This window comes from Micrococcus sp. KRD026 (genome assembly GCF_017168445.1).
Lineage (GTDB): Bacteria > Actinomycetota > Actinomycetes > Actinomycetales > Micrococcaceae > Micrococcus > Micrococcus luteus.
The window spans coordinates 18,931-43,412 of record NZ_JABFBA010000028.1 but is presented as its reverse complement, the minus strand read 5'-3'; the positions used below and the strand labels follow the sequence as shown (position 1 = coordinate 43,412).

26 protein-coding genes and 1 pseudogene are annotated in these 24,482 nt (G+C 73.9%); 12 read left to right on the top strand and 15 right to left on the bottom strand.

The window, feature by feature from the left end; genetic code table 11:
* Position 1: 1 nt before the first annotated feature.
* The gene (locus J1M40_RS10140; RefSeq protein ID WP_010079993.1) at positions 2-1,078 is read right to left on the bottom strand and encodes a polyprenyl synthetase family protein; all 1,077 of its coding nucleotides are present in this window, start codon (positions 1,076-1,078) and stop codon (positions 2-4) included.
* 161 nt (positions 1,079-1,239) lie between these two features.
* The gene (locus J1M40_RS10135) at positions 1,240-1,788 is read right to left on the bottom strand and encodes a hypothetical protein (protein WP_020626537.1); all 549 of its coding nucleotides are present in this window, start codon (positions 1,786-1,788) and stop codon (positions 1,240-1,242) included.
* A 146-nt stretch (positions 1,789-1,934) separates the two neighbouring features.
* Here J1M40_RS10135 and idi point away from each other — a divergent pair, with 146 nt between their 5' ends.
* Positions 1,935-2,564, top strand: coding sequence for an isopentenyl-diphosphate Delta-isomerase (idi, locus tag J1M40_RS10130; protein WP_036340461.1), 630 nt, complete (start codon positions 1,935-1,937; stop codon positions 2,562-2,564).
* A 30-nt stretch (positions 2,565-2,594) separates the two neighbouring features.
* Here the strand turns inward: idi and trxA are convergent, their stop codons facing one another.
* Positions 2,595-3,035 (bottom strand): thioredoxin, encoded by a 441-nt coding sequence (gene trxA, locus J1M40_RS10125; RefSeq protein WP_052001250.1) that lies wholly within the window; start codon positions 3,033-3,035, stop codon positions 2,595-2,597.
* A 213-nt stretch (positions 3,036-3,248) separates the two neighbouring features.
* On the opposite strand from trxA, the gene aroQ reads away from it, so the two are divergent.
* Positions 3,249-3,701, top strand: a complete 453-nt coding sequence (gene aroQ, locus J1M40_RS10120; RefSeq protein WP_100058711.1) for a type II 3-dehydroquinate dehydratase — start codon at positions 3,249-3,251, stop codon at positions 3,699-3,701.
* A gap of 96 nt (positions 3,702-3,797) precedes the next feature.
* Positions 3,798-4,280: a pyridoxamine 5'-phosphate oxidase family protein gene (locus J1M40_RS10115; RefSeq protein WP_044659290.1), complete on the top strand. Its 483-nt coding sequence runs from the start codon at positions 3,798-3,800 to the stop codon at positions 4,278-4,280.
* A gap of 75 nt (positions 4,281-4,355) precedes the next feature.
* Here J1M40_RS10115 and rlmN read toward each other — a convergent pair whose 3' ends face one another.
* Together rlmN and J1M40_RS10105 are read right to left on the bottom strand one after the other, a co-directional pair.
* On the bottom strand, positions 4,356-5,753 hold the full coding sequence (gene rlmN / locus J1M40_RS10110) for a 23S rRNA (adenine(2503)-C(2))-methyltransferase RlmN (protein ID WP_036384305.1): 1,398 nt from the start codon (positions 5,751-5,753) through the stop codon (positions 4,356-4,358).
* Positions 5,746-6,618: an oxygenase MpaB family protein gene (locus J1M40_RS10105; RefSeq protein WP_206450770.1), complete on the bottom strand. Its 873-nt coding sequence runs from the start codon at positions 6,616-6,618 to the stop codon at positions 5,746-5,748. Before J1M40_RS10105 ends, rlmN begins: the two co-directional genes overlap by 8 nt.
* A 345-nt stretch (positions 6,619-6,963) precedes the next feature.
* On the opposite strand from J1M40_RS10105, the gene J1M40_RS10100 reads away from it, so the two are divergent.
* Positions 6,964-7,236, top strand: a complete 273-nt coding sequence (locus tag J1M40_RS10100; RefSeq protein ID WP_223247481.1) for a three-helix bundle dimerization domain-containing protein — start codon at positions 6,964-6,966, stop codon at positions 7,234-7,236.
* Between the two features lie 338 nt (positions 7,237-7,574).
* Here the strand turns inward: J1M40_RS10100 and J1M40_RS10095 are convergent, their stop codons facing one another.
* Positions 7,575-8,819, bottom strand: coding sequence for an isochorismate synthase MenF (locus J1M40_RS10095; protein ID WP_206450769.1), 1,245 nt, complete (start codon positions 8,817-8,819; stop codon positions 7,575-7,577).
* A 198-nt stretch (positions 8,820-9,017) separates the two neighbouring features.
* Between J1M40_RS10095 and J1M40_RS10090 the strand changes: the two genes are divergently transcribed.
* Genes J1M40_RS10090 through J1M40_RS10075 form a run of 4 tightly spaced genes read left to right on the top strand, consistent with a single transcriptional unit; the run spans position 9,018 to position 12,926 of the window.
* Positions 9,018-9,812, top strand: a complete 795-nt coding sequence (locus J1M40_RS10090) for a low molecular weight phosphatase family protein (RefSeq protein ID WP_206450768.1) — start codon at positions 9,018-9,020, stop codon at positions 9,810-9,812.
* Positions 9,813-9,821: 9 nt separating this feature from the next.
* Positions 9,822-10,202 carry a metal-sensitive transcriptional regulator gene (locus J1M40_RS10085; protein ID WP_002856860.1) on the top strand — a complete coding sequence of 127 codons (381 nt, stop codon included), beginning with the start codon at positions 9,822-9,824 and terminating at the stop codon, positions 10,200-10,202.
* Positions 10,203-10,243: 41 nt separating this feature from the next.
* Positions 10,244-10,462 carry a heavy-metal-associated domain-containing protein gene (locus J1M40_RS10080; protein WP_036339566.1) on the top strand — a complete coding sequence of 73 codons (219 nt, stop codon included), beginning with the start codon at positions 10,244-10,246 and terminating at the stop codon, positions 10,460-10,462.
* A 4-nt stretch (positions 10,463-10,466) separates the two neighbouring features.
* On the top strand, positions 10,467-12,926 hold the full coding sequence (locus J1M40_RS10075; RefSeq protein WP_206450767.1) for a cation-translocating P-type ATPase: 2,460 nt from the start codon (positions 10,467-10,469) through the stop codon (positions 12,924-12,926).
* A gap of 51 nt (positions 12,927-12,977) precedes the next feature.
* Here the strand turns inward: J1M40_RS10075 and J1M40_RS10070 are convergent, their stop codons facing one another.
* The gene (locus J1M40_RS10070) at positions 12,978-13,391 is read right to left on the bottom strand and encodes a DUF4259 domain-containing protein (RefSeq protein ID WP_036316745.1); all 414 of its coding nucleotides are present in this window, start codon (positions 13,389-13,391) and stop codon (positions 12,978-12,980) included.
* A gap of 9 nt (positions 13,392-13,400) precedes the next feature.
* Positions 13,401-13,532: pseudogene (locus tag J1M40_RS10065) on the bottom strand (IS5/IS1182 family transposase); the annotation flags it as partial.
* A 221-nt stretch (positions 13,533-13,753) separates the two neighbouring features.
* On the opposite strand from J1M40_RS10065, the gene J1M40_RS10060 reads away from it, so the two are divergent.
* Positions 13,754-14,311 carry an SRPBCC family protein gene (locus J1M40_RS10060; RefSeq protein ID WP_069942043.1) on the top strand — a complete coding sequence of 186 codons (558 nt, stop codon included), beginning with the start codon at positions 13,754-13,756 and terminating at the stop codon, positions 14,309-14,311.
* 149 nt (positions 14,312-14,460) lie between these two features.
* On the opposite strand, the gene J1M40_RS10055 is transcribed toward J1M40_RS10060, so the two are convergent.
* Positions 14,461-14,778: a putative quinol monooxygenase gene (locus tag J1M40_RS10055; protein WP_087113884.1), complete on the bottom strand. Its 318-nt coding sequence runs from the start codon at positions 14,776-14,778 to the stop codon at positions 14,461-14,463.
* Complete coding sequence (locus tag J1M40_RS10050) at positions 14,775-15,215, bottom strand: hotdog fold thioesterase (protein ID WP_098094116.1); 441 nt, start codon at positions 15,213-15,215, stop codon at positions 14,775-14,777. The genes J1M40_RS10055 and J1M40_RS10050 overlap by 4 nt, the downstream gene beginning before the upstream one ends.
* A gap of 61 nt (positions 15,216-15,276) precedes the next feature.
* Here J1M40_RS10050 and J1M40_RS10045 point away from each other — a divergent pair, with 61 nt between their 5' ends.
* Positions 15,277-16,182, top strand: coding sequence for an alpha/beta fold hydrolase (locus tag J1M40_RS10045; protein ID WP_036339556.1), 906 nt, complete (start codon positions 15,277-15,279; stop codon positions 16,180-16,182).
* Positions 16,183-16,336: 154 nt separating this feature from the next.
* On the opposite strand, the gene adhP is transcribed toward J1M40_RS10045, so the two are convergent.
* The 4 genes from adhP to J1M40_RS10025 all read right to left on the bottom strand — a co-directional run bounded on the left by adhP (position 16,337) and on the right by J1M40_RS10025 (position 20,923).
* Entirely contained in the window at positions 16,337-17,368 is a 1,032-nt protein-coding gene (gene adhP, locus J1M40_RS10040) for an alcohol dehydrogenase AdhP (protein WP_036316753.1), read from the bottom strand.
* A 54-nt stretch (positions 17,369-17,422) separates the two neighbouring features.
* On the bottom strand, positions 17,423-18,946 hold the full coding sequence (locus tag J1M40_RS10035; protein ID WP_145015936.1) for an aldehyde dehydrogenase family protein: 1,524 nt from the start codon (positions 18,944-18,946) through the stop codon (positions 17,423-17,425).
* Positions 18,947-19,067: 121 nt separating this feature from the next.
* Entirely contained in the window at positions 19,068-20,495 is a 1,428-nt protein-coding gene (locus tag J1M40_RS10030) for a GAF domain-containing protein (RefSeq protein ID WP_203552665.1), read from the bottom strand.
* Positions 20,492-20,923, bottom strand: coding sequence for a DUF779 domain-containing protein (locus tag J1M40_RS10025; protein WP_206450766.1), 432 nt, complete (start codon positions 20,921-20,923; stop codon positions 20,492-20,494). The genes J1M40_RS10030 and J1M40_RS10025 overlap by 4 nt, the downstream gene beginning before the upstream one ends.
* Before the next feature lie 276 nt (positions 20,924-21,199).
* Here J1M40_RS10025 and J1M40_RS10020 point away from each other — a divergent pair, with 276 nt between their 5' ends.
* Positions 21,200-21,760 carry a GNAT family N-acetyltransferase gene (locus J1M40_RS10020; RefSeq protein WP_206450765.1) on the top strand — a complete coding sequence of 187 codons (561 nt, stop codon included), beginning with the start codon at positions 21,200-21,202 and terminating at the stop codon, positions 21,758-21,760.
* A 37-nt stretch (positions 21,761-21,797) separates the two neighbouring features.
* Here the strand turns inward: J1M40_RS10020 and J1M40_RS10015 are convergent, their stop codons facing one another.
* The gene (locus J1M40_RS10015; protein WP_206450764.1) at positions 21,798-23,453 is read right to left on the bottom strand and encodes a thiamine pyrophosphate-dependent enzyme; all 1,656 of its coding nucleotides are present in this window, start codon (positions 23,451-23,453) and stop codon (positions 21,798-21,800) included.
* Between the two features lie 167 nt (positions 23,454-23,620).
* Between J1M40_RS10015 and J1M40_RS10010 the strand changes: the two genes are divergently transcribed.
* Positions 23,621-24,385 carry a CGNR zinc finger domain-containing protein gene (locus J1M40_RS10010; RefSeq protein ID WP_203552662.1) on the top strand — a complete coding sequence of 255 codons (765 nt, stop codon included), beginning with the start codon at positions 23,621-23,623 and terminating at the stop codon, positions 24,383-24,385.
* The last annotated feature ends 97 nt before the right edge of the window (positions 24,386-24,482 follow it).

The window sequence follows — 24,482 nt, the reverse complement described above, 5'->3', positions numbered from 1 at the left end:
CTCAGGACCTCCGGGTCAGCACGGCGTGGCAGGCGTCGGCGAACTCCGCCCGGACCGTCTCGTCCAGGGGCAGGGCCGCGATGCGCTCGCGGGCGCGGACGGTGAGCTCGGCGGCGACGTCGAGGGCGTGCTCCCGGGCACCGGCCGCCTCGAGGGCGCGGCGGGCGGCCTCGATGTCCGCGGGGGTGGCCGGGCCCGCGTCGAGCAGGGCGCGGACGGCGGGGATGCGGCGGCCGTGGGCGGTGAGCACGGTGGCCTTGCCCTCGCGCAGGTCGCCGTCGGCGGACTTGCCGGTCTCCCCGGGATCGCCGAACACGCCGAGGACGTCGTCGATCACCTGGTAGGCGGCGCCGAGGTCGGCGCCGGCCTCGCCCATCGCCCGGGCGAGGTCGGGATCCGCCCCGGCCAGGAGGGCGCCGGCGCGCAGGGGCGCGCCGACCGTGTAGTGCGCCGTCTTGAGCCGTTGCATGGCGAGGATGCGGTCGGGATCGGGCTCCTCACCGGTGTGGCGGGACAGCCCCAGGAGCACGTCTTCGAGCTCGCCGGCCGCGGTCACGGCGGCGGCGTCGAAGACGACGGCGGCGGCCTCGGCGGCCCGGGCGGTGTCGGCGGCACAGGTGGCGGCGAGCCGGAACGCCTGGGTGAGCAGGACGTCCCCCGCGATGAGGGCGACGGCGACCCCGGCGTGGGCGGCGTCCGCGGCGGGCACCCCGCGGGCCTCGAGGCGGTGCCGGGCGGAGGCGTGCACGGCGGGCTGGCCGCGCCGCAGCACGTCCCGATCGATGACGTCGTCGTGGACGAGCAGCGCGGTGTGCAGCAGTTCGAAGGCGGCCCCGAGTCGGTCGACGGCAGCGCGGCCGGACGGAGGGACCGGGTCGGCGGTCGCCAGGCGCCAGCCGAGCTCGACGAGACGGGGGCGGATGAGCTTGCCGGCGCCCACATGGACGTGGAGCGAGTCGAGCAGCTCGGCGAAGGCGGCGGATCCGGGTGCCTGGGCCGCGGCATGTCGGAGCGCGGCGTCCAGCTCGGCGGTCACCCCGGAGAGCGCGGCCTCGCCGCCCGTCCTCGCTTCACCCATGGCGCCTCCTCGGTGGCGGACACGACGCGGCACCGACCGCCGCATCTGTTCGACCGTCTAACTTCTGGACGCAGAAGACACTACGGGCCTCGCCGGTCCCGCGTCCATGCGCGGCGGTCCCGGGCGGCGCGATCTCACGACGCACGGGGCCGCCGTCGGGATCAGGCGTCGGCGGACGCCGTCTCCAGGGTGATCTCCGGGTCCACGATCTGACCCTCCCACTCACCGGAGACCCCGTACACGACGCAGTGCTTCTCGTCGGTGCCGTAGTTGCCCAGCTCGGAGGAGGTCAGGACGGCCCCGTTCAGCTGGTCCTCCTTCTCCTCGCTCAGGCGCTGGGCCTGGGCGGTGCAGGTCTGGGCGGCGGCCGGGTCGGCCTCCTCGCCCTCGGCCACGGCCGGCACGGCCCACAGGTACTCCGCGGTGTGGGCGCCCTCGCAGTCGGTGGTCTCGAAGGAGGACAGGTCACGGGCGCCGAGCGGGGCGGTGAAGCACGTGCCGGCCTCGTAGTCGGCCGGGGCCGCGGACAGCGACGACGCCGAGGCGGACGACGACTCCGCACCCTGCGCGGACGCGGAGGCGGGCGCCGTCGTCGAGGCGGACGCGTCGGCGTCGGACGAGTCCTGACCGCCGCACGCGGTGAGGGCCAGCAGCGCGGCAGCGGACAGGCCGGCAAGACGGGCGGAACGGGACAGGGCGGCGAAGGCCATGGGGGTGCTCTCCTCGAGTGACGTGGGACGCGCCGGGGTGTGGCGCCGACCTCAGCACTCTAGCCACGCCCGGCCGTCGGGATCGGGCGGAGGTGACGTGGCCCACATCTGATGGGCGGCCCGGCTCGCCTGCCACACTGAGAGGCATGCAGACCCCGGCCACGCCCTCCCCGCACGACCGCCCCTCCCCCCTCGCCCGACCGTGGATGGCGGTCGCGGACGTCCCGGTCGCAGGACCCGACGACGTCGAGCGCGTGGTCCTGCTGTCCCCGGCGGGCGAGGCCGTGGGCACGGAGGCCAAGGCCACGGTCCACCGCCGCACCGAGGACGGCGGCACGCCCCTGCACCTGGCCTTCTCCTGTCACGTGTACGACGAGGCCGGCCGGTTCCTGCTCACCCGCCGGGCGCTGGGCAAGGCGGCGTTCCCCGGGGTGTGGACCAACGGGTTCTGCGGGCACCCCGGCCCCGGCGAGTCCCCCGCGGAGGCCGTGCTGCGCCGCGCCCCGCAGGAGCTGGGCGTGGAGGTGTCCGACGTCGTCGAGGTGCTCCCCGACTTCCGCTACCGGGCCGCAGACGCCTCCGGCATGGAGGAGCACGAGATCTGCCCGGTGTTCCGGGCCCGGATGCACGGCGACCCCGCCCCGGAGCGGGACGAGGTCGCGGAGTGGTGCTGGGTGGAGCCGGCCGATCTGGCCGCCGCCCTGGCCGCCGTCCCCCGGGCGTTCAGCCCGTGGCTCGTGGAGCAGTGGCAGCAGGGGGCGTTCGACCCGCGGTGAGCGGCCGGCGCGGCGACGCCGTGCGGGCCGTCAGCGGCCGTTGACGTCGTCGAGGTGGGCGGCGGTGGACTGCACGGCCTCGTCCTGCGCCGGCTCGGCGTCGCCCTGCTGGCCCTGCTGCTCCTCGGCCAGGCGGCGGACCTCTGCGATGTCGAGGCCCTTGACCTGGTCGAGCAGCTGCTCGAGCGCGGTGCCCGGCAGGGCGCCGGCCTGGGAGAACACGAGCACACCGCCGCGGAAGGCCATGAGCGTGGGGATGGAGGTGATGCCGGCCATCGCCGCCAGCTGCTGCTGGTCCTCCGTGTCGACCTTGGCGAACACGACGTCGTCGTGCTTCTCCGAGGCGGCCTCGAACACGGGGGCGAACTGGCGGCACGGGCCGCACCAGCCGGCCCAGAAGTCCACGAGCACGGTGTCGTTCTCGGCGACGGTGGAGCCGAACTCCTCGAGGGTCAGGTCCTTGGTGGCCACGGTGGGTCCTTTCGTCAGCGGGGCCGACGCGCTCACGCCGGCGATCGTCCTGCCGACCACAACGGACACCCCGCCGCACCTATTCCGCCTCACCCCGCTTTCGTTCGGGAAACGGCGGCGTGTCCCGGCACTTTCGTTCGGGAAACGGGCGCCTCCCCGCACACCTTCGGGGCCGAGACGGGAGCCGTCGTCGTCGCTTCCTAGACTGACCGCATGACCGCCACTCCCGCCCTGCCCCTGCTCGTGCTCAACGGCCCCAACCTGAACCTGCTCGGCACCCGCGAGCCCGAGGTCTACGGCACGGCCACCCTCGACGACGTCCGTGCGCTCACCGAGGCCCGCGCGGCCGAGCACGGGCTGACCGTGGACTTCCGACAGTCCAACCACGAGGGCGAGCTCATCGACTGGATCCAGGAGGCCCGCACCTCCCACGCGGGCGTCCTCATCAACCCCGCCGCGTACTCGCACACCTCCATCGCCATCCGGGACGCCCTCGCCGCCGTCGACCGGCCGATCGCCGAGGTGCACATCTCCAACGTCCACCGGCGCGAGGCGTTCCGGCACCACTCGCACGTCTCCGCCGTCGCCGACGTCGTGATCGCCGGGGCGGGAGTCCAGGGCTACGCCCTCGCCGTCGACTGGCTCGCCGCGGCTGTGCGCGGCTGAGCGCTGGTCAGGACCCGCCTGGCCGTGCCTAGGGTCGGTGGTACGAGCCGGTGGCCACATCAGGGCGCCGGCACCCGACGACGAAGGAGTCACGCCATGGGCACCCAGGATCCCCGCGCCCGTCTGCTCGAGAAGCTCGCGAAGGTGAACGTCTGCATGCTGACCACCGCTGAGCGGGACGGCACGCTCGTCACCCGCCCGATGGGCCTGCAACAGGCCGAGGACGGCGGCACGCTCTGGTTCCTCACGCGCGCCACCTCCGACGTCGCCGCGGACGCTCCGCAGCGCCCGGTCAACGTCGCCGTGCAGGACAAGGACTTCTGGGCCTCCCTCGCGGGCCACGGTCAGCTCGTCCGCGACGACGCGCGCAAGAAGGAGTTCTGGAACCCGGCCACCGAGGCCTTCTTCGGTGAGGGCTCGAGCCCCGAGGATCCGCAGATCGTGCTCGTGCGCGTGGACGTGCAGACCGCCCAGTTCTGGGAGTCCCCGGGCGCGGTGGCCACCGCCGTCGAGCTGGTCAAGGCCAAGGTCACCGGCGGGACCGCCGAGCCGGGCGACAGCGAGACCGTCCGCTTCTGACGGCGCTCCCCGACGCCGGCCCCGCGGCTTGCCCGAGGACGGGCCGGTGGGCGCCGCGCGCGGGGCCTCGGCAGGTCAGTCGACGTCCTCGGCCGCCAGCTGGCCGCATGCGCCGTCGATCTCCTTGCCACGGGTGTCGCGCAGGGTGGTGGGGATGCCGGCGGCGTTGAGCCGGTCCACGAACTCGCGCGTCACGTCCTTCTCCGAGGCGGTCCAGATGGAGCCCGGCGTCGGGTTCAGCGGGATCGGGTTCACGTGCACCCAGCCCTTGCCCCGGGCGTTGAGCTTCTTGGCCAGCAGGTCGGCGCGCCACGCGTGGTCATTCATGTCCTTGATGAGCGCGTACTCGATGGACACCCTGCGCCCGGTGGCCACGAAGTAGTCGTACGCGGCGTCGATCGCCTCGTCCGCCTTCCAGCGTGAGTTCACGGGGATCAGCTCGTCGCGCAGCTCGTCGTCCGGCGCATGCAGGGACAGCGCGAACGTCAGCGGCACGCCCTCCTCGGCCAGCTTCCGGATGGCCGGCACCAGGCCGACGGTGGACAGCGTGATGTTCCGCGCGGACATGCCCAGGCCCTCAGGCGAGGGGTCCACCATGCGGTGCACGGCGGCCATCACGCGCTTGTAGTTGGCCAGGGGCTCACCCATGCCCATGAACACGACGTTGGTGACGCGGTCGGCGTCGTGCCCGCCATCCTTGCGCTTGCCGCCCAGTCCGCCCTGGGCGATCACCTGGTTGGCCAGCACGATCTGCTCCACGATCTCCGCCGTGGACATGTTGCGGGTCAGCCCGGCCTGGCCCGTGGCGCAGAACGGGCAGTTCATCCCGCAGCCGGCCTGGCTGGACACGCACAGCGTCACGCGGCCGGGATACCGCATCAGCACGGACTCCACGAGCGCGCCGTCGAACAGCCGCCACAGGAACTTGACGGTGTCCCCGCGGTCGGTCTCCATGCGCCGGACCTCGGTGAGCAGCGGCGGGAAGAACGCCTCCGCGATCGCCTCCCGCTTGTCCTTGGGCAGGTCCGTCATCTGCTCCGGATCGGTGGTGTAGTGCTCGAAGTAGTGCACCGAGAGCTGCTTGGCGCGGAACGCCGGCAGCCCGATCTCCTTGGCCTTCTCCTGCCGCTCCTTCAGCGTGAGGTCGGCCAGGTGCGTGGGCGGCTGGGAGACGCGCGGCTGCTTGAACTGCAGCTGCGGTCGGCCGTCCGGGCCCATCGGCTGGGTCCAGCCCTCGGTCTTCGGCATCACCTGGGGGCGCTCGGCGGTGGCGGCCTCGCGGCGCTTGGGCGCGGAGAGCTGGTGGCCGACGCCGGCGCGGCGCATGCGCTCTCGGTCCTCGGCGAGCTGGCGCGCCTCGGACTCGTCGATCAGGCCGCGCTCGGGGCGGCCGAGGGCCGGCTTGCCGGCGCGGTCCCTCTGGCGGTTCGGGGTGGGCTTCGATCCGGGGCGGCGGGGCTGGTAGTCAGACATCGGCACCATTCTCCCAGACGGGGCGGATTTCGCGGCGGGTCGCCTCCACGTCGACGGCGCCGCGCGGCTTTCGCGTCCGGGGCAGCCCCCGCAGGACCCAGCGGACGACGACGCCGCGCACCGTCGCCGGCAGCGGCCGGTACACGGTGCGCGCCAGCCCCCAGAGGCGTGCCTCCCGGACGGAGTCCCGCCCGCTCCAGGACCAGCCGAGGCCGGCGCGCACGCGCCCCGGGAGGAGACCGGCGGTGACGAACCGGGCCAGGGGCAGGGCGGCTCGCAGCGGCGCGGGGACGCCCTGGCCGGAGAACAGGTCGGCGGCGACCCGCCGCGCGTCGTCCGTGACCTCGAGCCGGGCCACCCGGTCGTCCCAGTAGTCCGCGAACGCCGCGCGGTCGACCGGCCAGGCGGAGGCGGGGACCTTGAGGCTCGTGGCGAGCGGAGCGTACCCGCGGTAGAGGCGGTCGGCGTCCTCGGCGTCGAGGGCGCCCCACATCCGGCGGCGCACCTGCTCCCCCATCGCGTAGAGGGTGGCGGCCACCCAGAGCTGGGCGTCCGGGTCGGCGGCGCCGTAGGGCTGGCCTCCGGCGTCGACCCCGCGGACCGGGCGGTGCGCCGCCCGCACCCGGTCGACGACCGCGTCGCGCAACGGCGCGGCCTCGGGGAGGGTGACCGCGTAGATGTAGGCGAGCGTGTGGCGGAGCCGGCGCATCGGGTCCTCGGTGAACCGGGAGTGGACGGCGACGCCGGCCCCCACCGGCCGGTGCGCCACCTGGAGCAGGATCGCCGCACCGGCGCCGGCGAGGATCACGGCCTCGCGGGCGAGGGCGGCCGCGGAGGTCGGGGCGGAGTGGCGGTCGGGGCGCATGGTCCCAGCCTCGCACCGGACCGGGCGGAGGGGCAGGGAGCCAAGATGAACGGTGCCGTTCACCTTCTGTTCATCTTGCTGTTCGCCTGCCGCTCGTGGCACCTCGATCCGAAAACCGCATGATTGCGCTGATTTTGCGCCATCCAGGCATGTGTGGCGGAGTGCCTCAGGTCACGTTGGTGAACACGGAGTTGCACTCTGGGAGGAAATCTGTAAACTTGTTCACAAGCAGTTCACCTAGCGTTTACGGAACGCGAGGTCGGGACTCCACCGAACTCATCACCCGCGGCCCCGCCGCGACGATCCGCCGGACTCGTGGTCCGGCAACCGAAGGAGGTGCTCACCGTGAGCATCAACACGACCAGCCACCACCTGCCCACCGCCCCGAGCCCCCTCATGCAGCGCCACGTGCTCCAGCGCGTCGAGGAGACCCTCCTCCGCCGCTTCGAGGGCACCGTCACCGCCGAGACCGTCCGCTCGGTCGTCCGCGAGGTCGTCGCCGACCTCAAGCGCGGCGCCCGCATCACCACCTTCCTGCCGGCCCTCGCCGAGCGCGAGGCCACCCGCCGCCTCCAGGCCACGACGCCGGCCCACGAGGCCATGGCCGTCGCCGCCTGATCCCCCACACCGACGCGAAGACCCGTCGGCCCGCCCCGCGAGGGGCCGTGGCCGGCGGGTCTTCTCGCGTCCCAGACGCTTTCGTTCGGGAAACGGCGGGCCCCAGGACGCTTTCGTTCGGGAAACGGCGGGCCCCAGGACGCTTTCGTTCGGGAAACGGCGTTACTGCTCCTTGCTGATGAGGCCATCCGGCACCTCCGCTCCTGGGCGCCGTTCCATCGCCGCCCACGCGAATCCGGCGTGCGGCGCCGTTTCCCGAACGAAAGCACCGCGACACGCCGGCATTTCCCGAACGAAAGCGCGGGTGGCGGGGCCGGCACGGCGCGGCACGGGAGGCCTCAGTCCTCGGCGACGCCCAGCGCTCGGCGCATCGGCAGGAACTTGGCCCGGATCTCCGTGACCTCCTCCTCGGGCACCGCTCCCGGGACCATCCCGCCCCCGGCCTGCAGCCGCACCCCGCCGGGCACCTGCTGGCCGCAGCGCAGTGCCAGGGCGATCTCGCCGTCGCCGTCCTGGTCCAGCCACCCGACCGGACCCGCATAGCGTCCGCGGTCCACGGGCTCGACCTCCGCGATCACCCGCACCGCGTCCGGCGTGGGGGTTCCGCCGACGGCCGCCGTCGGATGCAGCGCGGCCACCACGTCCAGCACGGTCCCCCGCCCGTCCCGCAGCCGACCGCGCACGGACGTGGCCAGGTGGTGCACGTTCGGCAGGGTCAGGACGGTGGGCGCGGGGTCGTCGTCGGCGAGGTCGACGACGGGCGCCAGCGCGTCCAGCACCGACCGCGCCGCCCAGCGATGCTCCTCCGCCAACCGCGGATCAGAGGCCAGCCGCTCCCGCAGCGCGGCGTCCTCCTCCTCGTCCGCGCCGCGCGGCATGGACCCCGCCAGCACCCGCGAGCCCACGAGTCCCGCGTGCCGCGTGGCGAGGACCTCGGGCGTGGCGCCCAGCAGCCCGCCGACGGCGAACACCCACGTCTGCGGGTACTCGCGGCGCAGGGCCCCGATCGCTCGCCACAGGTCGGCGTCGTCCGCGGGGACGGTCATCGTGCGGCTGATCACGACCTTCGCCAGCTCCCCGCCCGAGTCGGCCATCCGCGTCAGCAGCTCCCGCACGCCGGCCGCGTAGCCGGCGTCGTCCCAGGCACGGTCGGCGACGTCGGCGGGCAGGGGCACCGCACCGTCGGCCAGCAGCCGGGCTCCGCGGTCCGCGGCGACGGCGGCTGCGAGCGCGTCCGCGTCCACGTGCTGGGCCACGTCCCGCACGCCGGACGGCGTGGCGCGGCGCAGATCCGCGGGGATCCGCAGGACCGCGGGCCCGGGCGAGTCATCGGCGAAGGTCGAGGAGATCCAGCCCCGCAGCGGGGCCGTCGGGTCTGGTCGCCCGGCGACGGCGGCCTGCCACAGCGCGGAGAGCCGGCGGAGCCGGTCGGTGCCGTCCAGGAGCACGGTCCAGCCGCCCTCGCCCCGCCACGCGTCGTCCCCGTGCGCCCACAGCACCGCCCGGGTGAACGGGGGGACGGCGGCCTCGGGGGTTCCGGTCGCGGGGGTGCCGAGGTCCGGGAGCAGGGAGCGGACAGACATGGCCCCCATTCTCTCCCACCTCGGCGGACCCCCGCTCCGGGCCCGGGCCTCGGCCACCGCCCCGACGACGGCGGCGAGCGACGTCGTCGTGCGCGGAGGGATCCCGTCAAGGCTTGCGCCGGCACACCCGACGTCGCAGGGTGGGGGCACCCGTTCACCTCGCGTCCAGCCGACCGCCTTCCCCGGAGGACTCGCATCATGGCCCCCATCCCCCCGGACCCCCACGCCGATCACGCACCGGCGGTGGACGACATGCCGCTGGACACGACGGCCGCGCCGGACACCCTCGCCGCGGTGGACCCCGTGCCGCACGGGATGGCCGCGCACGTGCTCGAGCGCGAGGTCGGGCCGCTGATGGCGCGCTTCCCCGGCGTGGCCGACGAGGCGACGGTGCGTCAGCTCCTGTTCGACTCCTACGCCGAGCTCGCCGCGACGAGCCGCCACCCGGAGATGCTGCCGACCACCGCGGTGCAGCATGCCGCCTCGCGCCTGCGCGCCAGGGCGATCAACCAGGGCAGCATCGAGTCCCGCCACCCGCGTGTGCTGTTCGTCTGCCACGGCAACGCCGGCCGCTCGCAGATGGCCGCGGCCCTGCTCGAGAACCGCACCCACGGCGCGGTCAGGGCCCGTTCGGCCGGCACGGAGCCTGCCGGCGAGGTCATCTCCACCGCGTTCGAGGCGATGAACGAGATCGGCATCCCGCTGCACCACACGTACACCAAGGGCCTGGACCCGGACGTGCTCCGGGCCGCCGAGATCGTGGTGCTTTTCGACGGCGCGGATCCGTTCGAGATCCCCGAGGGCGCGCAGGTGCAGAAGTGGTCCGTGCCGTCGATCCGCGGCATGAGCCTCGAGCAGGTGCGCGGCGTGCGCGACGCCCTGGACCTGGAGGTCCGCGGCCTGATCGCCGATCTGGGCGAAGCCGCCACCCCGCTGCCGGAGGAGGGCACCCGCGTCGGCCGACCCCTTGACCCATACCCCCCTGGGGTATAGAACGGGGGTATGAGCACGGACAGCACGACGACGGCGCCCGCCGCCGCCTCGCCCCTTCCGTCCGCCGCGGCGGATGCCTGCGACGGCCACCGGCCCCCGCACGAGGTCCACCGGGACAAGGCGAAGCACCTGGCGCGACTGCGCCGCATCGAGGGGCAGGTGCGCGGCCTCCACCGCATGGTGGACGAGGACGTGTACTGCATCGACGTCCTCACGCAGGTCGCCGCCGTCACGAAGGCGCTGCAGTCCCTCAGCCTGAATCTCACCTCGGAGCACCTGCGTCACTGCGTGGCGGAGGCCGCGGTGCAGGCCGAGGCGGAAGGCCGCACCGAGCTCATCGACGAGAAGGTCGCCGAGGCGACGGCCGCCCTCGGCCGCCTGCTGCGCTGACCGGCGCCGTCGCCCACCCACCACCGCACGAGGAGCACGAGATGACCACCACCGACCTGAAGATCACCGGCATGACCTGCGGCCACTGCGCCGCCTCCGTCCGGGAGGAGCTCGGCGAGATCGCCGGCGTCTCCGCCGTGGACGTGGACCTGAACGCCGGGGGCGTGTCCACCGCCACCGTCACCTCCGAGGGCCCCCTCGACCCCGCCGCCGCACGCGCCGCCGTCGAGGAGGCCGGCTACACGCTGGTGGAGGCCTGACCCCATGACCCACCCCGCCTCCTCCACCCCGGCCGGCCCGCAGTCCGAGACCACCCGCCGCGTCGACCTGGACGTCACCGGCATGACCTGCGCCTCGTGCGTGGGCCGCGTCGAGCGCAAGCTGGGCAAGCTCGAGGGCGTCACGGCGTCCGTGAACCTGCCGCTCGAACAGGCGACCGTCACCGCGCCCGCCGGCGTCTCGGACGAGGAGCTCGTGGCCGCCGTCGAGAAGGCCGGGTACGGCGCCACCGTGCGCCGTCCCGCCCCGCCGGCCGGACACGCCGGACACGCCGGGCACGCGCACACCTCCGAGCACGGCGAGGAGCATGCCGCGGACCATGACGGCGTGGACCACCACGACCACATGGCCCACGGTCCGAGTGAGGACGTGCTCACGCCGCGCCTGATCGGCGCGGCGGTGCTGACGGTGCCGCTCGTGCTGATCTCCATGGTCCCGGCGCTGCAGTTCCCGCACTGGGGCTGGGTCGCGTTCGCCCTGGCGGCGCCCGTGGCGCTGTGGGCGGCGTGGCCGTTCCACTCGGCGGCGTTCCGCGCGGCCCGGCACGGCTCGTCCACGATGGACACCCTCGTGTCCCTGGGCGTGCTCGTCTCCTTCTCCTTCTCGGCCGTGGAGCTCATCCTGGCGCCGGACATGACCGCCCACGTGGGCGGGACCATGGCGGAGATGGCCCACCACAGCCTGTACTTCGAGACGGCCGCGGTCATCACCACGTTCCTGCTGCTGGGCCGCTGGCTCGAGGCCCGCGCCAAGCGGGAGGCCGGCGCCGCGCTGCGGGCCCTCCTGGACCTGGGCGCGGCCCAGGCCACCCTCTACGACCCCGAGACCCACGACGAGCGCACGGTGCCCGCCGAGTCCCTCGCGCCGGGCGACGTCGTGCTGATCCGCCCCGGCGAGAAGGTGCCCACGGACGCCGAGGTGCTCGAGGGCACCTCGGCCGTGGACGCTTCCCTGCTCACCGGCGAGTCCGTGCCCGTGGAGGTCGGCCCCGGGGACGCCCTCACCGGCGCCACCCTGAACACCTCGGGCCGGCTCGTGGCCCGCGCGACGCGGGTCGGCTCGGACACGACGCTCGCCCAGATGGGGCGGCTCGTCTCCGAGGCGCAGACCGGCAAGGCGCGCGTGGCCCGGCTGGCCGACCGCATCTCCGCCGTGTTCGTGCCGATCGTGCTCGGGATCGCCGTGCTCACCTTCGCGGTGTGGATGATCGTGACCGGCGACCTGCCGTCCGCGCTGCGCGCCGGCGTGGCCGTGCTCGTGATCGCGTGCCCGTGCGCCCTCGGCCTGGCGACCCCGGTCGGCCTGCTGGCCGGCACCGGCCGCGCCGCGCAGCTGGGCATCCTCATCCGCGGCCCCGAGGTGCTCGAGGACTCGCGCACCGTGGACACGATCGTGCTGGACAAGACCGGCACCGTGACCGAGGGCCGCATGGCGCTGGCGGACGTGCTCGTCCTCGACCCCGCTTTCGTGGCCGAAACGGGCGCCTCCCGGAGCGCTTTCGTTGACGAAACGGCGCCGGACCAGGCCGCCGACGTCCTGCTGACCCTGGCGGCCGCCGTCGAGCGCGGGTCCGAGCACCCGATCGCCCGCGCGATCGTGGCCGGCGCCGAGGAGCGTGGCCTGACCGTGCCCGGCGTGGCGGACTTCGCCTCCACGGCCGGCGGCGGCGTGTCCGGGCTGGTCGCCCTCCCCCACGACGACGGCGCACCCGGCTCCGGCGCGCACGGCGCCGCCGGCCCGGATCCGGTCCGCGTGGCCGTCGGCCGCGGCTCCGTCCTCGAGACCGCCCTCGACGGCGGCATCCTCGCCGAGCACCGGGCCGCGTTCGAGGCCGCGGAGCAGGCCGGCGCCACGGCCGTGTGGGTCGCGGTCGGCGGCCGCGTGGCGGGCGTCCTGTCCGTCCGGGACACCGTGAAGGACACCTCCGCCGACGCGATCGCCCGCCTGCGGCAGATGGGCCTGCGCCCGCTGCTGGTGACCGGCGACAACGCCGCCGTCGCCGCCCAGGTGGCGGAGGCCGTCGGGATCCCGGCCGAGGACGTGGTGGCCGGCGTGCGCCCCGAGGACAAGGTGGACGTGGTGACGCGCCTGCAGTCCGAGGGCGCCGTGGTGGCCATGGTGGGCGACGGCGTCAACGACGCCCCGGCGCTCGCCGCGGCGGACATGGGCATCGCCATGGGCTCGGGGACGGACGTGGCCCGCGAGGCCGCGCAGATCACCGTGATGGGCGACGACCTGCACCAGGTGGTCCAGGCGCTCGACCTGAGCCGCCGCACCCTGGGGATCATCCGGATGAACCTGTTCTGGGCGTTCCTCTACAACGTGCTCGGCATCCCGGTCGCGGCCCTGGGCCTGCTCAACCCGATGATCGCCGGCGGCGCGATGGCGGCCTCGAGCGTGCTCGTGGTGCTGAACTCGCTGCGGCTCACCCGCTACGCGCGCTGAGCCGGGGCGGGGCCGAGCGCGGGCCGGGTCCACCCCGGCCCGGCCGGCCGGTCAGGGCAGGCATTCGCGGGAGTACTCGAGCCACTGCTCGAGCTCCCCGGACTCCTCCCAGAGCTGGTAGAGCTCGGAGCAGGAGGGCTCGCGGATGACCACGCCGATCAGCTCGCGCAGGGTCTCGACGTCCTCGTCCGAGAACTGGTCGATGAAGGCGGTGAGGTCCACCTCGTCCGTCTCCGCGTGCTCGAGCAGGGCCTCGAGGTCCGCGTGGTCCTCGTTCCGGGCGATCCGCACGAGCGCCCCGAGGGTGAGGAGTGCGGCGCCCTGGCTCGCGGTCAGGTGGCCCTCGTCCTCGTCGCGACGGAAGTTCTTGCGGAACTCGTCCAGGTCGAAGGTGCCGTCGAGGACCTCGTCCACGATGTCCAGCGCGGTGTCGTTCTGGAAGACGTTTCTGCCCCATGCGCCCATGACCTGACCCTAGGGCATGTCTGACAATCGTTTTGACCATGCGATCACAGCATTCAGGACCACAGCGGCCCTGTAGATGATCGCGTACTTGTCATACCGGGTCGCCAGGCCCCGCCACTGCTTCAGGTGCGCGTACGCGCGGCCGGTCCGGGTCGGGAGCATCGGGGCGATCAACTCCCATTGGGCGTCGGAGAGCATCTGGAACCGGGACATGTCCCCAGGGTCTCAGCTGACTCGTGCATCTATTCTCAGACACGCCCTAGGCCCGGGGCGGGCCCCCGGCAAGAGTGCTGTGGTGTCCCGCCGAGGGGGTGCCGTCGCCTCCACTTCCGGTGTCCGCGGCGGTTCCTAGACTGGGCGGCATGAACACCGAGCCGACCCCCTCGTCCGCCACCCCCGAGACCGAGTCCGCCGCCGCGCCGTCGTCGTCCGGGCTGCCGCAGGCCGCCCCGCAGGCGGCGTGGCCCGAGCGCGTGGAGACCGGCGAGCACCAGGTGTCCTACCGGGCCACCGTGGCCGCGCCGGCGCACGAGCTGTGGGCGATGCTCGCGGACCCGCACCGCCATCACGAGGCGGACGGGTCCGGGACCGTGCGGCCGAAGGTGAGCGGGCCGCACCGGCTGGCCGTGGGCGACCGGTTCCGCGTGGCCATGCGAAAGTACGGGGTGCCGTACACGATGACGCTGACCGCCACCGCCGTGGACGAGGACGAGCTCGTGGAGTGGGCCCACCCGGGCGGACACCGGTGGCGCTGGGCGTTCCGGGACAACGGGGACGGCACCACCGAGGTCACCGAGACCTTCGACTACTCGTGGGCCCGGCCGGCCGTGCGCCGTGCGTACGAGCTGCTGCGGGTGCCGGCGGACAACGGGAGGGGCATCCAGTCGAGCCTCACGCGGTTGGCCGGCCGTCACCTCTGAACCGACCCCGTCTCCGTCCGCACTTTCGTTCGGGAAACGGCGGCGTGTCGGGCACTTTCGTTCGGGAAACGGTCGGCCCTCGCGCCGTTTCTCGAACGAAAACGCGCCGGGGACCGCCGTTTCCCGAACGAAAACGGGGGGTGCGGGGGTCAGACGGCGGACCAGTGGGTCGCGGCCGGCGGCTGCGCCAGGTGCGGGGTGACGAGCGCACGCCACGCGAGGAACGCGTCGGACTCGCGGAAGGCCACGGTGTGGTCCTCGAGCGTGCGCCAGCCGATCAGCAGCCGGTAGCGCGCCGGGTCCTCCACCTGCCGGGACAGTGCGAAGGACGTCGCGCCCCCGTCCCGGAACAGCGGCTCGGCCTCGGCGACGGCGGCCTCGAACGCCGCCTCCGCCCCCGCGGCCACGTGCAGCTCCACCGACTCGACGACCGGCCCGGCCGTCGTCGCGTCCTGCCCGGCGCTCACGCGCGCGCCCGCGGGCTCGTGGAGTGGCCGGTGAACCAGGCGACGAGCTGGCCGTCCGCCTCGATGCCGACCTCGATCATGCGGTCGCGGCCGAACTCCACCGACTGGCGGGCGGTCGCCACGAGGTGCGCGCCGAGCCTGGCGGGCGCCACGTAGGTGATCTCGGCGCGCCGGGTGACGGGGGCGGCGCCGAAGGTCGCCACGCAGTACGCCAGCGCCGAGTCCGCGAGGTGGAACAGGAAGCCGCCGTGGCAGATCTCGTGGGAGTTCACCATGTCCGCGGTGACGTCGCGGTGCAGCACCACGCGCCCCTCGGCCACCTCGCCGAGGGTGACGCCGTGCTCCCGCACCGCGGGGTCGTTCGCGTAGATCTCCTCGAGGCGGGCGAGGATCTCGTCCCGGCTCTGGCCGGACGAGCTCTGGGGGGTCTCAGTCATGGGCCCATTGTGTCGCAGGTCTGTGTCGCAGGTCGCGCCGCCCCGCGCCTAGGGTGGCGGCGTGACGCAGACCACCTCCACCCCCGTGCGCCTCCGCGCCCGCGACGGCTTCGTGCTCGCGGCCCGCCACTTCGCCCCCACGACGACGACGCCCCCGGCCTCGCCTGCCGGCACCGTGGTGATCGCCTCGGCGACCGGGGTGAAGGCCACGTACTACCGGCGCTACGCCGAGTTCCTGGCCAGCCACGGGTTCCACGCGGTCACGTTCGACTACCGGGGTGTCGGGGAGTCCCGCGAGCCGTTCGCCGTGGCGCGGCGGGCGCGGTGGGCGGACTGGGGCGCCCTCGACGCGGACGCCGTGCTCGGCTGGGCCCGGACGCGCCTGCCCGGCCCCCTCCTGACGGTGGGCCACAGCTTCGGCGGGTTCGGCGTCGGGCTCGCGGACGAGGCGCGTCACGTGGCCCGGCACGTGGCCGTCGGCGGGCAGCACGCCCACTGGCGGGACTACCGGGCGCGGCCGGGGAGGGCGCGGATGTGGGCGCGCTGGCACGCGGCGATGCCGGCGATCACGCTGGCCCGCGGGCACTTCCCGGGGCGGCGGCTCGGCTGGCTCGAGGACCTGCCGCGCGGGGTCGCCCTGGACTGGGCGCGCAGTCGCCGCGACTTCACCGCGAGCGCCCGCACCACCGCCGGCCGGGACGAGCTGCGCCGTCGTCTGGCCGCGTTCACGGCGGACGCGCTGATCGTGGCGCCCGTGGACGACGACTTCGGCACCGACGCCGCCCTCGACCGCGCGGACGCCTACTCGCCGGGTCGGCAGACGGTGCGCTGGCGGGTGCGGCCGGAGGAGCTCGGTGTCGCGGAGATCGGGCACTTCGGACTGTTCCACGCTCGGTTCGCGCCGGCCTTCTGGCCGGCCACGCTGGAGTGGCTGCGCGACGGCGTCGCCCCGGCCGCGGCCCGCTGAGGCTCGCGCACCGGAATCGCTGCGGCCCGTCCCGTCCCCGCGACGACGACGGCGGCCGCCCCGGCCCGGATCTCCGGGCGGGACGACCGCCGTCGCACTGGTGCGTGTGATGTGTCGATACTACCCCGCGCCCAGCGGATGCCCAGGCGGCACGTCAGTCCTGCATCGCGTAGTCGATGACGACGCGGCCCTCGATCTTGCCGTGGCGCATCTCCTCGAACACGTCGTTGATCTCGGTGAGCGGGCGGGTGTGGAACGTCGGGTGGATCTTCCCGGCCGCGTAGAACTCGAGCGCCTCGACCATGTCCTGCCGGGTGCCCACGATCGAGCCGCGGATGGTCAGGCCCTTGAGGACGATGTCGAAGATCGGCGCGGGGAAGTCGCCCGGGGGCAGGCCGTTGAACACGATGGTGCCGCCGCGGCGGGTCATCGCGATGGCCTGGCCGAACGCCTGCGGGTGCACGGCCGTGACGAGCACGCCGTGGGCGCCGCCGATCTTCTCCTGGATCTCCACGGAGGGGTCCGCGACGTTCGCGTTCACGGTCAGCTCCGCGCCGTGCCGGGAGGCGAGCGCCAGCTTGTCGTCCGCGACGTCCACGGCCACCACGCGCATGCCCATCGCCACGGCGTACTGCACCGCGATGTGCCCCAGGCCGCCGATGCCGGAGATCACGACCCACTGCCCGGGCCGCACCTCGGTCTGCTTCAGCCCCTTGTACACCGTGACGCCGGCGCACAGGATCGGGCCGACCTCCATCGGGTCCGCGCCCTCGGGGATCACGGGCGCGTAGCGGGCGTCCACGAGCATGTACTCACCGAACGAGCCGTCCACGGAGTAGCCGCCGTTGACCTGCTCCTCGCACAGCGTCTCCCACCCGGTGCGGCAGTACTGGCAGTGGCCGCACGCTCGCCACAGCCACGCGTTGCCGACCATGTCCCCGACCTTGAGGTTCTCGACGTCGGGTCCGACCTCCTCGACGATGCCCACGCCCTCGTGGCCCGGGATGAACGGCGGGGTCGGCTTCACCGGCCAGTCGCCCTCCATCGCGTGCAGGTCCGTGTGGCAGACGCCCGAGGAGATGAGCTTCACGAGCGCTTGGTGCTGGCCGGGCGTCGGGCGCTCGACCTCCGTGACGTCGGCCTCTGTGCCGAACTGGGTGACGACGGCTGCCTTCATCGTGGTCATGGGGATCACCTTTCGTGGAGTGGGGAGGGGGGGTCGTGCGGTGCCGGCGTCGGCTCAGAAGAACCCGAGCTTGTCCTCGGAGTAGGAGACGAGCAGGTTCTTGGTCTGCTGGTAGTGGTCGAGCATCATCAGGTGGTTCTCGCGGCCGATGCCGGAGGACTTGTACCCGCCGAACGCGGCGTGGGCCGGGTAGGCGTGGTAGTTGTTCACCCACACGCGGCCGGCCTGGATCGCCCGGCCCGCGCGGTAGGCGGTGTTGCCGTTCCGGGACCACACGCCGGCGCCGAGCCCGTAGAGCGTGTCGTTGGCGATCCGCATGGCGTCGTCGAAGTCGGTGAACGTGGTCGTCGAGACCACCGGCCCGAAGATCTCCTCCTGGAAGATGCGCATCGAGTTGTCCCCGCGGAAGATCGTGGGCTGCACGTAGTAGCCGCCGGCCAGTTCGCCCTCCATCTCGGCGCGGGCGCCACCGATCAGCACCTCGGCGCCCTCCTGACGGCCGATGTCCAGGTAGGACGTGATCTTCTCGAGCTGGTCGTTGGAGGCCTGGGCGCCCATCATCACGTCCGTGTCGAGGGGGTTGCCGGTCACGATGCGCGAGGTCCGCTCCACGACGGCGTCGAGGAACTTCTCCGCGATCGACTCCTGCACGAGCGCCCGCGACGGGCACGTGCAGACCTCGCCCTGGTTCAGCGCGAACAGGGTGAAGCCCTCCTGCGCCTTGTCCCAGTAGGCGTCGTCGGCCGCCATGACGTCCTCGAAGAAGACGTTGGGCGACTTGCCGCCCAGCTCCAGGGTCACCGGGATGATGTTCTCCGAGGCGTACTGCATGATCAGCCGGCCCGTCGTCGTCTCACCCGTGAACGCGATCTTGCGGATGCGCGGCGACTGCGCGAGCGGCTTGCCGGCCTCGAGGCCGAAGCCGTTGACCACGTTGACGACGCCGGCCGGCAGCAGGTCCGCGATCAGCTCGATGAACACCATGATCGAGGCCGGCGTCTGCTCGGCGGGCTTGATCACGACGGCGTTGCCCGCGGCCAGCGCGGGCGCCAGCTTCCACACCCCCATCAGCAGCGGGAAGTTCCACGGGATGATCTGGCCGACCACGCCGAGCGGCTCGTGGAAGTGGTAGGCGACGGTGTCCTCGTCCACCTGGGACAGGCCGCCCTCCTGCGCGCGGATCGCGCCGGCGAAGTACCGGAAGTGGTCGATGGCCAGCGGCAGGTCCGCGTTGAGGGTCTCCCGGACGGCCTTGCCGTTGTCCCAGGTCTCCGCGACCGCCAGCATCTCGAGGTTCTCCTCCATGCGGTCCGCGATGCGGTGCAGCACGAGCGCACGCTCGGCCGCCGAGGTGGCGCCCCAGGCCGGGGCGGCCTTCCAGGCGGCGTCGAGGGCGACGTCGATGTCCTCGGCCGTGCCGCGGGCGACCTCGCAGAACACCTTGCCCGTCACGGGCGTGACGTTCTCGAAGTACTGGCCCTTGACCGGGGGTGTCCACTCTCCTCCGATGAAGTGCTCGTAGCGGGACTTGAACTCGACCTTGGCGCCCTCGGTGCCGGGGAATGCGTAGACGGTCATGGTGCTGGCTCCTTTGCCTGCGGTTGCCTCGGCGCCGGTGGCGCCCTGCCGTGGCTGTGACCCTAGTCACAAGGATGTTGCACGGAGGTTGCAGCCGGGCGCGGGTGAGGGGCGGGCCGGGTCAGGCCAGGTCCCGCTCGATCCGCTCGAGCGTGGCCACGGCGAGCGCCCGCCGCGGCGAGTCCGCCGGCAGCAGACGCAGGGCGGCGCCCCAGAGCTCGACGTCGTCGCGGGCCTCGGGGCGGCCCAGGTAGGCCCAGAGCTGTTCGACATCCGCGTCCTGGGCGACGGCCTCGCGCAGCGCCTCCCCCAGCTCCGCGCGGATCGAGGCGACACCGGGGGACGCCGACCGCGGCAGCACCGGCCCGGCCGCCGCGTGCAGCGCACGGTCCAGATCCCCGGCGCGCAGCGCCTCCCGCGCGCACAGCAGGTCCGCGTGCACCTCCCCCACGAGCCGGTACGGCCGGGACAGCAGTGCCACCGGCGCCCCCACGTCCCGCAGCGCCCGGCGGAGTCGATGCACCTCGGCGCGCAGCGAGATGGCGCGGGCGGGGGAATCGCCCGGCGCGGGCCGGGGCCCGGCGGTCTCCTCCGGATACAGCGCGACCTCGAGCTCGGCGCCGGTCAGGCCCGGGCCGTGCCACGCGAGGAGGGTGAGGATCTCGGCGTGCCGGCCGGTGAGCTCGACCCCGTCCAGCGTGGGCGGCAGGTGGCCGGTGACGCGCAACAGGCCCGCGGCGGCGTCGTGGCGGTGCGGCGCGGCGGCGGGGCTCGGCCCCGGCGAGGCGGACGGCGGAGCCGAGGGGCCCGGCGTCGGGGCGGTGCCGCGGGGACGGCCCCGGGACGGGGCGGGCAGGTCCCGCCAGGCGGCGTGCACGGCGTCCACGGTGGCCTGGAGCAGCGGCAGGGCGAGGTGGCTGACGGCGTCCTCCCCGCCCGTGAGGTCCAGGACCCCGACGAGCCGCCCGGTGGCCGGGTCCGTGAGCGGGACGGCCGAACAGCTCCACGGGTGCACGCGCGGGCTCAGGTGCTCGCCGCGGCTGACCTGCGTGGGGGCGCCGGTCGCGAGGACGATGCCGGGGGCGGAGGTGCCCATGGACGCCTCGGACCAGTCGGCGCCCGCCACGAAGCCCATGGTCTCGGCGTGGCGCACCGCGGTCCGGTCGCCCTCGACCCACAGCAGGTGGCCGCGCGCGTTGCCGATCGCGGCGAGCATCCCGGCCTCGGCCGCGGGGTGGATGAGCATGCGTCGGACCACCGGCAGGGCCACGGCGAGGCGCTGGTCTCGGCGGGCGGCGGCGAGGTCGTCGTCGGAGAGGGTGGCCGGGTCGGTCTGGCCGGGCACCACGGGGGTGAGGGCGCCGAGGGAGCGCAGCCAGGACTCGCGGACCTCCCGGCGCAGCCCCTGGAGGGCGGCGCGCAGGCCCTGGTCTGCGCCGGCCGGAGCGGTGGGCGACGACGGCGCGAGCGACAGGCGGACCGCGGCGAGGGACTCGTGGGCCCGGTCCACGGCGCGTCGGTAGGCGCCGGTGGCGAGGGTCGAGCTCATCCCGAGCCGGCCATCAACCGCGAGCGGATCAGGAACCGCTTGCCCTCGGGCGCCTCGACGGAGAAGCCGGAGCCGCGCCCGTCCACCACGTCCAGGGTGAGGTGGGCGTGCTTCCAGTATTCGAACTGGGCGGCGGACATCCAGAACGGGATCTCCACGGCGGCCTGGTCCCCCTCGGCCGGCAGCGCGAAGGTGCCCAGCAGGACGTCGGCGGCGCCGGTCGTGAAGTCGCCGGCGGGATAGCACATGGGCGCGGAGCCGTCGCAGCAGCCGCCGGACTGGTGGAACATGAGCGGGCCGTGGATCGGGAGGAGTCGGCGGATCAGCTCGAGCGCCGCGGGCGTCATGGCGACGCGGGACACGGTTTCGCCCGGCAGCTCGGGGCGAGCGTCGAGCGCATGCTCCGCCGACGAGGACGGCACGGTCATCGCGACCTCCTGGGGATGGGCGATCGTCGGTCCCCCCACCCTAGCCTGCAACGTGATCCACGTCACCCCACCTGGCGTCATGGGAGCGCCCCGGAGGGTGCACCGGGGGGCTGGGTCGCGCGCAGGGCCAGGTGCTTCGCCGCGAGCCAGACGTTTCGGCTGCAATCAGGGGCTGATCACGACCGAAACGTCTGGCTCACGGCGCGGGGGTGGCGGGCTGGGGCGGCGGGTGGCTCACGCGGCCGCGCCCGGCGTCCCCCCTCGTACACTCGGCGCATGCTCCCGGACCCCAGCCCCACCGTCGCCGTGGACGGCCTCCTGCTGCGCCCGCTGCGCGCCGCGGACGAGATCGCGGCGCGTGAGGCGGACGCCGAGCTGCATCGGGAGGGGTTCGACTTCCTGATGGCCGGCACCCGCTCCTTCCCCGCGATCCGCCGCGCGTTCGCCGCCGAGGCGCGCGGCGACGTCGAACCCGGCCGCGTGCCCGCGTCCTTCTACGTGGGCGTGGACGAGAGCGGCGAGCTGGTGGGCCGGGTGTCCGTGCGGTGGGAGCTGAACGAGGCGCTGCGCCACGTCAACGGGCACGTGGGCTACGCGGTGCGCCCCGCGTTCCGGCGGCGGGGGCACGCCGTGCGCCTGCTGCGCGGCGCGCTGATGCTGCTGGCCGCGCGCGGGGTGCCCGCCGCCCTGCTCACGTGCGACGAGACGAACACCGCCTCCGTGGCCACGATCCGCGCGTGCGGGGGCGTGCTGCGGGACCGGGTCGAGACGGACCTCGACGGTGCGCCCCTCCCCGAACCGAAGCTGCGCTTCGACGTCCCCACGACGGCGGCCTGACCGGAGGGACGGCGCGGACCGCGCCGCGCCGCCGGCCTCAGTAGGCCTTGACGCGCTGCTCCACGATCAGGTGGATGAGCGCGAATCGACCCTCCTCCTGGACGGCCTTGAGCGCCGCGTCCACGGCCGCCGGCACGTCCGCGTCCCGCTCCACGCGCACCCCGAAGCCGCCGAACGCCTGGGCCATGGCGGCGAAGTCGGGGTTCTTCAGCTGGGTGCCGGAGACGCGCTCGGGGTACTCGCGCTCCTGATGGGTGCGGATGGTGCCGTACTCCTGGTTGTCCATGACGATCACGACGGGCGTGGCGCCGTACTGCGCGGCGGTCGCCAGCTCCTGGCCGTTCATGAGGAACTCGCCGTCGCCGGCGATGGTCACCACGGTGCGGTCCGGGAAGTTCAGGGACGCGGCCACGGCGCCCGGCACCGAGTAGCCCATGGAGCCGTTGCGGGCCGAGATCATGGCGCGGTAGCCCTCGGTCGGGAAGTACCGGTGCGCCCAGTTGGTGTGCTCGCCCGCGCCGAGGGAGATCATCGAGTCCTTCGGCAGCTTCGGCACCAGGTTGGCCATGAGGGTGGCCATCTTCGCCTGGCCCTCGGACGGCTCGGCCGGGGGCAGGGCCGCGAACTTCTCCTGCTCGCCGCGCATGCGGGAGGTCCACTCCTCCCACTCCGGCTTGACCTCGAGCTCCATGCGGACGAGGTCGCGGATGAACCCGTCCGGCTTGGCCACGATCTGGTGGGACACGGGGCCGGAGCGGCCGCGCAGGGACGGGTCGATGGTGACCAGGAAGTTTTTCTTGTCCCAGTTCTGGCGGATGGTGAAGCCATTGGTCACGGCGTCGCCCGGCACGGTGCCGACGAACACGATGAGGTCGGTCTCCTCGAGCATGTCGTAGGTCGGCTTCGGGCGGCCGTAGCCGATCGGGCCCACGTAGGACGGCGAGGAGAACGGCACGGTGCCCTCGGTGCGCCACTCGGCGGCGGCGGGGATCTTGTGCTCCTCCAGCCACGTCGTCAGGGTCTGCGCACCCTCGTCCGTCCAGTCGTTGCCACCGGTGATGAACAGCGGCTTGCGGGACTCCTTGAGCGCGGCGTGCAGGGACTTCCAGTCCTCCACGGTCATGCCGCCTGGGGCCACGGGGATCTGCGGGTGCAGGTGCGCATCGATCTCCTCACGGATCACGTCCTCCGGCAGGCCGACGACGACGGGCCCGGGCCGGCCCGAGCTGGCGGCGAACATGGCCTCGGCCACGATCTCGGAGGCGCGCTCCGGGTGGTCCAGGACCATCACGCGCTTCGCACCGGTGCCGAACCAGGCGTGCGGGTCGAACTCCTGGAAGGCCTCGCGGTCGCGGTGCTCGAACGGGATCAGGCCGACGAACAGGACGAGCGCCGTCGAGTCCTGCCACGCGGTGTGCAGGCCGACGTGGGCGTTCGCGGCGCCCGGGCCGCGCGTCACCATGGCGACGCCAGGGACCACGTTCATCTTGCCGTCGGCCTCGGCCATGTACGTGGCGCCGCCCTCGTGGCGGCACACCACGTTCTCGATGCCCGAGTCGTGCAGGCCGTCCAGGACGTCCAGGTAGGACTCGCCCGGCACGGAGTAGACGCGCTTCACGCCGTGGGACTCGAGGGTCTTGACGATGACGTGCCCGGCGGAGAGGCGACCGGTCGCCTGGGAGGTCTGGGACATGGAGGTCTCCTGTGCTGGTTCGGGGGCCCCTCCGGCCCCATGGGTGCACCCCGCCGCGCAGACGGGGTCCGTGGGGGTCAGGGTACTGGACGGGACGGCGCCGGAGGCGACCCGATACGCGGCGTGAAGCCGGTGACGGGAGGGCGGGCCCGCCGTACGATTTCCCCATGCTCTCCGCGCCGACGCTCTCCCGCCTCGCCTCCCTGGCCGCGTTCCTGAACACCGCCCCCGGACTGCGGGGCGGTCAGCCGGCCGACGAGCGGTTCACCGCCGCCACGCAGCTGCCCTCCCTCGTCCCTGAACTCCAGGAGGACGAGGTCCGCCTCCGCCTGGCCGCCGCCGCGGCCGGGCGTGGCCGCGAACTCCGCGGCCGTCTGGCCGAGGTCTGGGCCCTCGCCGCCGTGGACGAGGCGGCCGCCGTGGAGCGCGTGAACGCCCTCCTCGCCGCGGCCGGGCCGCTGCGGCTGACGGCCGGGGGCGACGTCGTCGGGCTGGCCCCGGCGCAGGTCCCCGCCGACGCGGTGGAGCGGCTGGCCGCGATGGCCGCCCTCGCGCTGGCGGAGACCGCGATGGACGGCGAGCTGACCCGCCTGCGCGTGTGCGAGGGCGAGGACTGCGAGAACGCGCTCGTGGACGCCAGCCGGAACCGGTCCAAGCGGTTCTGCGACGAGGCCAACTGCGCCAACCGCACCCACGTGCGCTCCTACCGGGCACGGCTGGCCGAGGCGGCGGAGTCCGCCCCCGCGGCGGATCCGGCCGGGCCGGAGGAGGCGGAGGCGCCGGAGGCCGTCGTGGACTCCGAGGCCGCCGCCGACGAGCCCCGCCGGGAGACCAAGAAGGAGAAGAAGGAGCGCAGGAAGGCGGAGAAGAAGGCCCGCAAGAAGGCGGAGAAGAAGGCCGGCAAGAAGAAGTCGGACAAGAAGAAGGACTGACCCGGCCCCACCCGCCGGGGGACGGGGCGGCCTCGTGGTTCCGTCGGCCGACCGGACACCCCTAGCCTGCGAGGCATGAGCGAGCACACCCCCGCCC